General features: G+C 60.8%; 8 protein-coding genes. 4 read left to right on the top strand and 4 right to left on the bottom strand.

The genetic code is table 11. The annotated features are described in order from the left end of the window. Positions 1-192: 192 nt before the first annotated feature. On the bottom strand, positions 193-546 hold the full coding sequence (gene tnpB / locus AB4Y40_RS41110) for an IS66 family insertion sequence element accessory protein TnpB (RefSeq protein WP_368692734.1): 354 nt from the start codon (positions 544-546) through the stop codon (positions 193-195). After that, entirely contained in the window at positions 546-1,037 is a 492-nt protein-coding gene (locus tag AB4Y40_RS41105) for a transposase (RefSeq protein WP_368692733.1), read from the bottom strand. Before AB4Y40_RS41105 ends, tnpB begins: the two co-directional genes overlap by 1 nt. A gap of 64 nt (positions 1,038-1,101) precedes the next feature. On the opposite strand from AB4Y40_RS41105, the gene AB4Y40_RS41100 reads away from it, so the two are divergent. Then, complete coding sequence (locus tag AB4Y40_RS41100; RefSeq protein ID WP_368692732.1) at positions 1,102-1,602, top strand: hypothetical protein; 501 nt, start codon at positions 1,102-1,104, stop codon at positions 1,600-1,602. Positions 1,603-1,809: 207 nt separating this feature from the next. After that, positions 1,810-2,802, top strand: coding sequence for a glycosyltransferase family 9 protein (locus AB4Y40_RS41095; RefSeq protein ID WP_368692731.1), 993 nt, complete (start codon positions 1,810-1,812; stop codon positions 2,800-2,802). A gap of 9 nt (positions 2,803-2,811) precedes the next feature. Here the strand turns inward: AB4Y40_RS41095 and AB4Y40_RS41090 are convergent, their stop codons facing one another. Beyond that, positions 2,812-4,209, bottom strand: a complete 1,398-nt coding sequence (locus AB4Y40_RS41090) for an O-antigen ligase family protein (RefSeq protein WP_368692730.1) — start codon at positions 4,207-4,209, stop codon at positions 2,812-2,814. Positions 4,210-4,577: 368 nt separating this feature from the next. Here AB4Y40_RS41090 and gmd point away from each other — a divergent pair, with 368 nt between their 5' ends. Then, positions 4,578-5,615: a GDP-mannose 4,6-dehydratase gene (gene gmd, locus AB4Y40_RS41085; protein ID WP_368692741.1), complete on the top strand. Its 1,038-nt coding sequence runs from the start codon at positions 4,578-4,580 to the stop codon at positions 5,613-5,615. Continuing rightward, positions 5,615-6,514 (top strand): NAD-dependent epimerase/dehydratase family protein, encoded by a 900-nt coding sequence (locus tag AB4Y40_RS41080; protein WP_368692729.1) that lies wholly within the window; start codon positions 5,615-5,617, stop codon positions 6,512-6,514. The genes gmd and AB4Y40_RS41080 overlap by 1 nt, the downstream gene beginning before the upstream one ends. A 115-nt stretch (positions 6,515-6,629) precedes the next feature. On the opposite strand, the gene galE is transcribed toward AB4Y40_RS41080, so the two are convergent. Further along, positions 6,630-7,661 carry a UDP-glucose 4-epimerase GalE gene (gene galE, locus AB4Y40_RS41075; protein ID WP_368692728.1) on the bottom strand — a complete coding sequence of 344 codons (1,032 nt, stop codon included), beginning with the start codon at positions 7,659-7,661 and terminating at the stop codon, positions 6,630-6,632. Positions 7,662-7,682 lie beyond the last annotated feature (21 nt).

The following is a 7,682-nucleotide window of genomic DNA, read 5'->3' as shown; positions in this document are numbered from 1 at the left end:
TCGCGCTGGGCAATGCCCTTTGTCGCGCGCTCTTCGAGATCGCGGATATAGCCCCTGACGGCCTTGGGTACGTGCTTGAGATCGGGTGGATTCATGCGCCCCAGGATAGCGGAGCACGGCGCGCCGCAGGTTTACGTCAAACTGTAAAAAGCGCGCCGCCGTTGTTTACGTGCAACGTGTCTTTTGGGCAGACTAGCTCGCGTGCAGGTAGCGACGTACGGGATGGCGACGAACGGCGTCGATGTCGATACCGTCGAGCAGCCAGTGGAGCTGCTCCGTCGTCATCTCGATGACTTCCTGAGGCCGCTTCGGCCAGACGAAACGGTCTTCCTCGAGCCGACGCAGCAGCAGCCAGAAGCCGGTGCGCTCATACAGCAGGAGTTTGACGCGATCGCATTTGCGATTGCGGAACGCATACACGGCGCGGGCGAGCGGGTCCAGCTGCATCGACTCCGTGACCAAGGCCGCGAGCGTGTTGATGCCGCAACGGAAGTCGACAGGCTCGCGACAGAGGTAGACCTTCAGATCGGGATCGAAGCGCAGCATCACCTCGCCCTCAGCGCATCGATCATCGCCGTGAGTAGTGCCGTATCCTGCTGGTCACATTCGAGTTCAAGGCTGACGCCGTTGGGCAACTGCGCCACCAGGCGCGAAGGCAGTGGTGCACGTTGCGAGGGTCGCATCGGCTCGTGCCGCGTCGCAGCCGGCTGGGCGTCAGACAGGGATGCCCTGGCTGACAGGTGCCCAGGCCCGGCATCGACCACTTCCAGAACAGGAACGAATGCCGGCGTACGGGCTGGTGCCGGCGGCCGTCCAGGTCGGCGGCGTGTCTTTGTCCGATCGATGGAGATCCACTTGCGAAGCTGGTTGGCGTTTACGCCGGCCTTGAGCGCAAGCCCGGCCACTGAGGCGCCGGGCTCCTGGCACGCCGCGATCAGCTTGCGCTTGCTATCGCGGTCGTACCGGTTCTTGCCGTCGGCCGATTTGCCGATTACCCGCAGGGGCAGGAAGTCAAAGTCAGTTTGTGGGTCAGTCATGATCTGCGTCCGCAGTGTGTAAGTTGCGGACGCAATCTTGATCCCTGTTACCCGCAGGTTCCAGATGAGCCGAAATTACCGCTTACGATTCACCAGCGACGAGTTCACCCTCCATCGCGGTATTGCAGCCGCCAGTGACGGAACCGCTTTATTTCCGCGCCAGGAGCACCCTGGACACAGTTGGGGATCGGCGCCGGTATTTAACGCCACGCAAGCTCAACAGGATCAAGCCGTGGCGAGCGGCAGTCACGACCTGCTGCCCATGATCTCGCTCGAAGCGGCCATTGCAGGGCGCGACCGCATTGACCTGCTGCACATCGACATTCAGGGTGGAGAAGCTGACTTGATCGAAGCGTGCCTGCCGATGCTCAATGAGAAGCTGGCCTATTTGCTAATCGGCACTCACTCGAAACACATCGAGGGGAGGCTGTACGACATTCTCTCGCCCACCGACTGGGTCATCGAGATGGAGCGGCCCGCCTTCTATCAGGTCAACAACCGGAAGCCAGAGTTGGCCGTGGACGGCGTGCAGGCATGGCGCAATCCTCGTTTTATCCCGATGTAGCTTTTTTGCCGCAATCGCTGGCCCCTAGTTCTGGGGGCTAGCCGCTTCCCTTTTCTACCTGGTTACCGGTCTCCACGGCGTAGCTCAACCCCGACATGGCGCGGTTTGTCCACGATGCGCGACGCCGGTTCGTGCGCCGAACATTCATGTGTAGACTGCTGCTACGATACCGGACTGAAACGACTGAACCGAATCCCGCTACTCTGAATGAGCACTCTAGCCACTATAAAACGCGCGGCCTTGATGGTCATGTCCGGTCAGCAATTCCTGATGACGGAAACGGCACCCCGAAACACCAGAAAGGTATTGTGGTATTACGATTGGGGCACGATCGGTGATTCGATCATGGATTTGTCGCAACGTTTCCTGATTCATGCGGACATCGAGATTGACCTGTGCATGCCCTACGGGCCGATAGAGTTGTTCACCGGCGATAGTCGGTTCAGACGTGTATTTAAGGCGTTGTCGGACGCCGACGACCGATACGACTTTGCTATCGTCCAAAACATTACGACCAAAACACTAGGGCAAAAAGTCCGCTTTTTCCCGCGGACAAGATTCTGCTCGATTATGGGCCATAGGCGGAACGAAGACTTTTCGCGCATGCAGTTGAGCTACGAACGTCTCGCTCAGATTTTCGACGTAACGAACGGCACGGGACCGATCGAGCCGTCCCTTGAGGTCGTGCACGACGAGACGGCCGACGCTGATGGTTTCCAGATCCTAGTTGCGGTAGGCGGGAACGACAGACGGCGCCGGATCGACGACTGGTCAAAACTGTTGCGGGCAGTCGATGCGTTCTGGCCGAAATCGTACGTCAAACCTCGCTACGTGCTGCTAGGAAATGGCGAACCTGCTCGCGAGGCGGTAAGGCAGATTGAAGCGCATCTGCCCCCACAACGCCTCGTTACTGTCACGGACATGCCCGATCTTCGGGCTGCTGCCGGGGTCATCGACCGCTGTTCGTTCTTTCTCGGCGCTGATGGTGGGCTGATGCATATCGCGGCAGCGCTCGGGAAGCCTGGTGTCGCCATTTTCAGTGAGATTCGCCCCGAATGGCGCTTGCATACCCGCTCTAAGATGAGACCGATTTTCACCGACGGCAGTATCAATGAAATCCCGGACGCAAAGATCGCAGGCGAAGTCGTGGGATATTGCGAAGAGCAGATTACCCAAAATCAAATGGAAGCGCAGACCTGAGCTTTTGCCCTAGATAAGGTTCGCATGAACCTCCGAGCGTTCCGCAATCGCTGCGAGGACGGCCAGCATGGTCGCGTAGAAAGACACGGTGCTCTTCAGGTCGAACGTCTCGACGGTCAGCCCAAAAACGAAAAACATCAGAACGAAGGACAGCCCCATGAGCGCTGTGCGCCGCGTTGTCCTCGATGCGGACTTGAGCTTCGCCGCGAAAAATATCGCGGGCACGATGTAGATCGACAGCAGCGCGAGGCCGCCCACAATGCCGTAGTTGGCCATGTAGGCGAGCAACTGGTTATGCACTTCGCCTTCGCCGAATGCGGCCGCCTTCGGGGTGAGCGCGCCTTGCTTGGCCATCGAGGTCATCTTGTCGCGGAACCCGTCGCCACCGAGGCCCAGCACCGGATGTTCAGCGATCAGCGTCGAGGCTGCCTCATATAGCTGCAGGCGGATGCCAACCGAGGTGTCGCGGTGGCCCTGCGTGTACTGCGCGAGGTCGGATGACACATCGCCGACGCGCTGGCGTACCGTCCCCGACAGCCCGTACACCATCCCGAGCAGCAGCGCGACAGTCACCGGCATCAGCACCTTCCAGTGAAGCGGCTTGCCGCGGCCGAGTTCCCACACGATCAGTACGGCAACGAGAGGGATCGCAGCCCAGCCACCACGCGAGCCCGACAGCAGCGAAGCGGCAAGGCCGGCAAACAGGCCCGCGAACTTGAGCGCGCGCATGAACGTTGAGTCCTTGCGCCACCAGTTCAGTGCAATCGCCGACAGCACGCCGAGCGCGACCGCGAGATCGCCGAAATGGATCGGATTCAGGAATGCGCTGCCGATGCGTCCGTCGCCCCAATCGCGCGGCAGGATGACGGCAATCACGAGCGAGGAGAGCGCGCCCAGCGTAAAGGAGAGATCCGCCCAGGCGAAGATCCGCAGCGGCGCGCGCCGCAGGGCAAGAAAGATCGGGACTGCAAGCAGGAACCGCGAGGGCGAATCCCAGGTGCGGAGCAATGGATGGTCGTGCGAGAGCGTGCTGAGCGCCACGGCGGCAACAGGGGCGCACAGTGCAATGCACAACGCCAGCCCGAGGCGGTCGGGACGCGCGTAGCCATACGGCCCGCCGGCCGGCCGCCAGCACAGCGCCGCCAGCGCAATGACACCCGCGCCGATCGATACGGCGCTCGAGGCGCCCTGCACGAGCATCGCGATAGAGGGAAAGCCGAGCAGGAAAGCCGCGGTCAGCCAGTCGCCAGGTTCGGTGCGTCGGGAGTCAATCGTCACTGCTGTCTGCATCGCTACACTGCTCTTGTCGGTAAGGGCGGGACTGACTACATCTCCCGCATTACGTCCCCAAATCGCACCCTCTCGGTTACGAAGTCTGACGGGAAACCCGCCATTGTACGCACACATTCCACCCGCTCGCGTTTTCCCCGAAAAATGCGCACATCAGGACCGTCAACGCCCTCAAAATAAGGGCGCGAATAGCCGTCGAGCTTGACATAAGCCTGTCTGCGCTCCAGGATCGCACCGCCGGGCAGCAAGCTGCACAAGAATAAATATTATGCGGATGCAGGCAGACTTAAGCGCCCAAATGCGATCGCCCGTCGCGGGCACAGTGAACAATCAGATTTTTGCAAGGCACTTCGATTCGCCGATCGGGCAAAGGGCGCCTATGAGGAACCTGCGCGCCGCAATTTGAATCTCGGACTAATCGATGTTTCAAAACCGCTCGCGAAGAACCTGCGCATGGCATCATTCGCATACTTGAGGGAAGGAACATCGTGAAATCAGCAATCATTACTGGCATTACCGGCCAGGACGGCGCCTATCTGGCGGAGCAGCTTCTCGAGAAAGGCTATATCGTCTACGGCACGTACCGCCGGACGAGTTCCGTCAACTTTTGGCGTCTCGAAGAGCTTGGTGTCGCCCATCATCAAAATCTGCGCCTCGTCGAGCACGATCTGCTGGATGCGGGCAGCTGTATTCGCCTGATGGAGCGTGCGCAGCCCAACGAGGTGTATAACCTCGCTGCGCAAAGCTTCGTTGGCGTGTCGTTCGAGCAGCCGGCGCTCACGGCACAGGTAACCGGAGTCGGCGCACTGAATCTGCTCGAGGCGCTGCGCATCATCAATCCGAAGGCGCGTTTCTATCAAGCCAGCACGTCGGAGATGTTCGGCAAAGTGCAGGCTATTCCTCAGACGGAATCGACGCCGTTCTACCCGCGCAGCCCGTACGGCGTTGCCAAGCTCTACGCGCACTGGATCACGGTGAACTACCGTGAAAGCTACGACATGTTTGCGTCGAGCGGCATTCTTTTCAATCACGAATCGCCGCTGCGCGGGCGCGAGTTTGTGACGCGCAAGATCACCGATTCGCTCGCGAAAATCAGCCTCGGCCAGCTCGACGTGCTTGAGCTAGGCAACCTCGACGCACAGCGCGACTGGGGCTACGCGAAGGAATACGTGGAAGGGATGTGGCGCATGTTGCAGGCCGATCAGCCCGATACTTATGTGCTCGCAACCAACCGCACGGTGAGCGTGCGCGATTTCGTCAACGCGGCGGCGAAGTGCCTTGGCATCGAGATCGAATGGCAAGGCACCGCGGAAAACGAAATTGGACGCGATGGCAAGAGCGGCAAGACGATCGTGCGCGTGAATCCCGCGTTCTATCGTCCGGCCGAAGTCGACCTGCTCATCGGCGATGCACAAAAGGCGCACGACGAGCTTGGCTGGGCGCCGAAAACGTCACTTGAAACACTGTGCCAGATGATGGTCGAAGCGGATATCGCGCGTAACAAGAAGGGGACGTCGTTCTGATGGCTTCAGTGCTGATTACAGGAGCCGAAGGCTTCACGGGGCGTTATGTTGCTCAGGCATTGCGCTCGCGCGGCCATCAGATTTCGAGTCTCGTGCGACGCTGTGATGAGCCCAAACCTGACGTGTACGCGTGCGATCTTCAGGATCGCGCGGGGCTTGCAGAGGTGGTGGCGCGTGCGCGACCCGACTGGGTCGTGCATCTGGCCGCCATCTCGTTCGTCGGGCACGGCAATCCGGGGGAAATTTACGCGACCAACGTCGTAGGATCGCGCAATCTGCTCGAGGCGCTCGCCGCGGCTGAAAAGAAACCTTCGGCGGTGCTGCTTGCAAGCAGCGCGAACATTTATGGCGCGGGCCCGCTGGGTCTGCCGATCCCGGAGACGGCGCCGTATCATCCTGCGAACGACTACGCCGTGAGCAAGGTCGCGCTCGAATACATGGCGCAACTTTGGACGGACCGGTTGCCGATCATCACGGTGCGCCCGTTCAATTGCATCGGCGTGGGCCAATCGCTGAGCTTTCTCGTTGCGAAGATGGCGGATCACTTCCGTCGGCGTGCGCCGGTCATCGAGCTGGGCAATCGCGATGTGGCTCGCGACTTCTCCGATGTGCGCTGGGTGGCCGACGTGTATTGCAGGCTGCTCGAAAAGGCGCCGGTCGGCGAAGTGTTCAACGTGTGTTCGGGCCATGCGGTCACGCTCACGCACGTGCTGCAGACAATGTCCACGATCACCGGTCACGATATCGAAGCGCGGACCAATCCCGACTTTGTGCGTGAGCACGAGGTGAAATCGCAGTGTGGCGACAACCACAAGCTGTTGAGCGCCATCGGGCAGCTCGATGCGCCGACACTCTACGACACCTTGAACTGGATGTTGACCGATAGCGACGCCGCGTGAAGGTGGCGGGCAGCGTACATTCTGCCTGCTGTCGACACGTCGCGCCGATGTACCGCGCTCGCGTCATTCTTGGCAGCCGCGCCTGCCCGATAAACCAGCGCGGCTGCATTCAGTCTTACTCAAACCCCCGCGGATTCTTCTCCTGCCAGCGCCAGTGGTCCACGCACATGCGCTCGATCCCGAACTCCGCTTTCCAGCCGATGACGTATTCCGCCGCGACCGGGTTCGCATAGCACTCGGCGATGTCGCCAGGCCGGCGCGCCACAATCTCATAGGGCACGGGGCGCCCTGAGGCCTGTTCGAACGCCTTCACGACTTCCAGCACGCTGTAGCCGCGCCCGGTGCCGAGATTCACGACCAGGCCTTCCCCACGCGAGGCAAGCGCATCGAGCGCCTTCAGGTGGCCCTTCGCGAGATCGACCACGTGAATGTAGTCGCGCACACCCGTGCCGTCCGGGGTCGGGTAGTCGCCGCCGAACACGCGCAGCTTTTCGAGCTTGCCGACCGCCACTTGCGCGACATAAGGCATGAGGTTGTTCGGGATGCCCGCCGGGTCCTCGCCGATTAGCCCGCTTTCGTGCGCGCCAACCGGGTTGAAATAGCGCAGCACGGCAATGCGCCACTCCGGGTCAGAGATCTCGACGTCGCGCAGGATCTGCTCAGCGATGAGCTTCGACTGGCCGTAGGGATTCGTTGCCGAGAGCGGAAACGTTTCGTCGATCGGAGAGCGTTCGGGCATGCCGTACACCGTGGCCGAAGAGCTGAACACGAACTGCTTCACGCCGTGCTGGCGCATCACGTCGAGCACCACGAGCAGGCCGTCGACGTTGTTGCGGTAATACTCGATGGGCTTCGCGACCGATTCGCCCACGGCCTTGAGCGCCGCGAAATGGATCACGCCAGTGATGCGATGCGCTTCGAAAACGCCCGAAACGGCCGCTGCGTCGCGCACGTCGGCTTCGTAGAACGCCACGGGCTTACCGGTGATCTGCTCGACGCGCTTGAGCGATTCGCTGCTGCTATTCACGAGATTGTCGATGGCGACCACCTCATAGCCGCCATTGAGCAGCTCGACGCAGGTATGCGATCCGATATAGCCCGCGCCGCCGGTGACGAGGATGGTGCCCTTTGAGTTCGTCGCAGTCATGCTGTGTTCGTTCCCGTGAAA

This window comes from Paraburkholderia sp. EG287B, assembly GCF_040965595.1.
Lineage (GTDB): Bacteria > Pseudomonadota > Gammaproteobacteria > Burkholderiales > Burkholderiaceae > Paraburkholderia.
The sequence above is the reverse complement of the archived record's forward strand: the minus strand, read 5'-3'. Positions and strand labels throughout refer to the sequence as shown.

Bases quoted from the DNA above. Each gene is read 5' to 3' on its own strand.
- tnpB (WP_368692734.1), bottom strand. From the start codon at position 546: ATGCTGCGCTTCGATCCCGATCTGAAGGTCTACCTCTGTCGCGAGCCT.
- AB4Y40_RS41105 (WP_368692733.1), bottom strand. From the start codon at position 1,037: ATGACTGACCCACAAACTGACTTTGACTTCCTGCCCCTGCGGGTAATC.
- AB4Y40_RS41100 (WP_368692732.1), top strand. From the start codon at position 1,102: ATGAGCCGAAATTACCGCTTACGATTCACCAGCGACGAGTTCACCCTC.
- AB4Y40_RS41095 (WP_368692731.1), top strand. From the start codon at position 1,810: ATGAGCACTCTAGCCACTATAAAACGCGCGGCCTTGATGGTCATGTCC.
- AB4Y40_RS41090 (WP_368692730.1), bottom strand. From the start codon at position 4,209: ATGTGTGCGTACAATGGCGGGTTTCCCGTCAGACTTCGTAACCGAGAG.
- AB4Y40_RS41080 (WP_368692729.1), top strand. From the start codon at position 5,615: ATGGCTTCAGTGCTGATTACAGGAGCCGAAGGCTTCACGGGGCGTTAT.
- galE (WP_368692728.1), bottom strand. From the start codon at position 7,661: ATGACTGCGACGAACTCAAAGGGCACCATCCTCGTCACCGGCGGCGCG.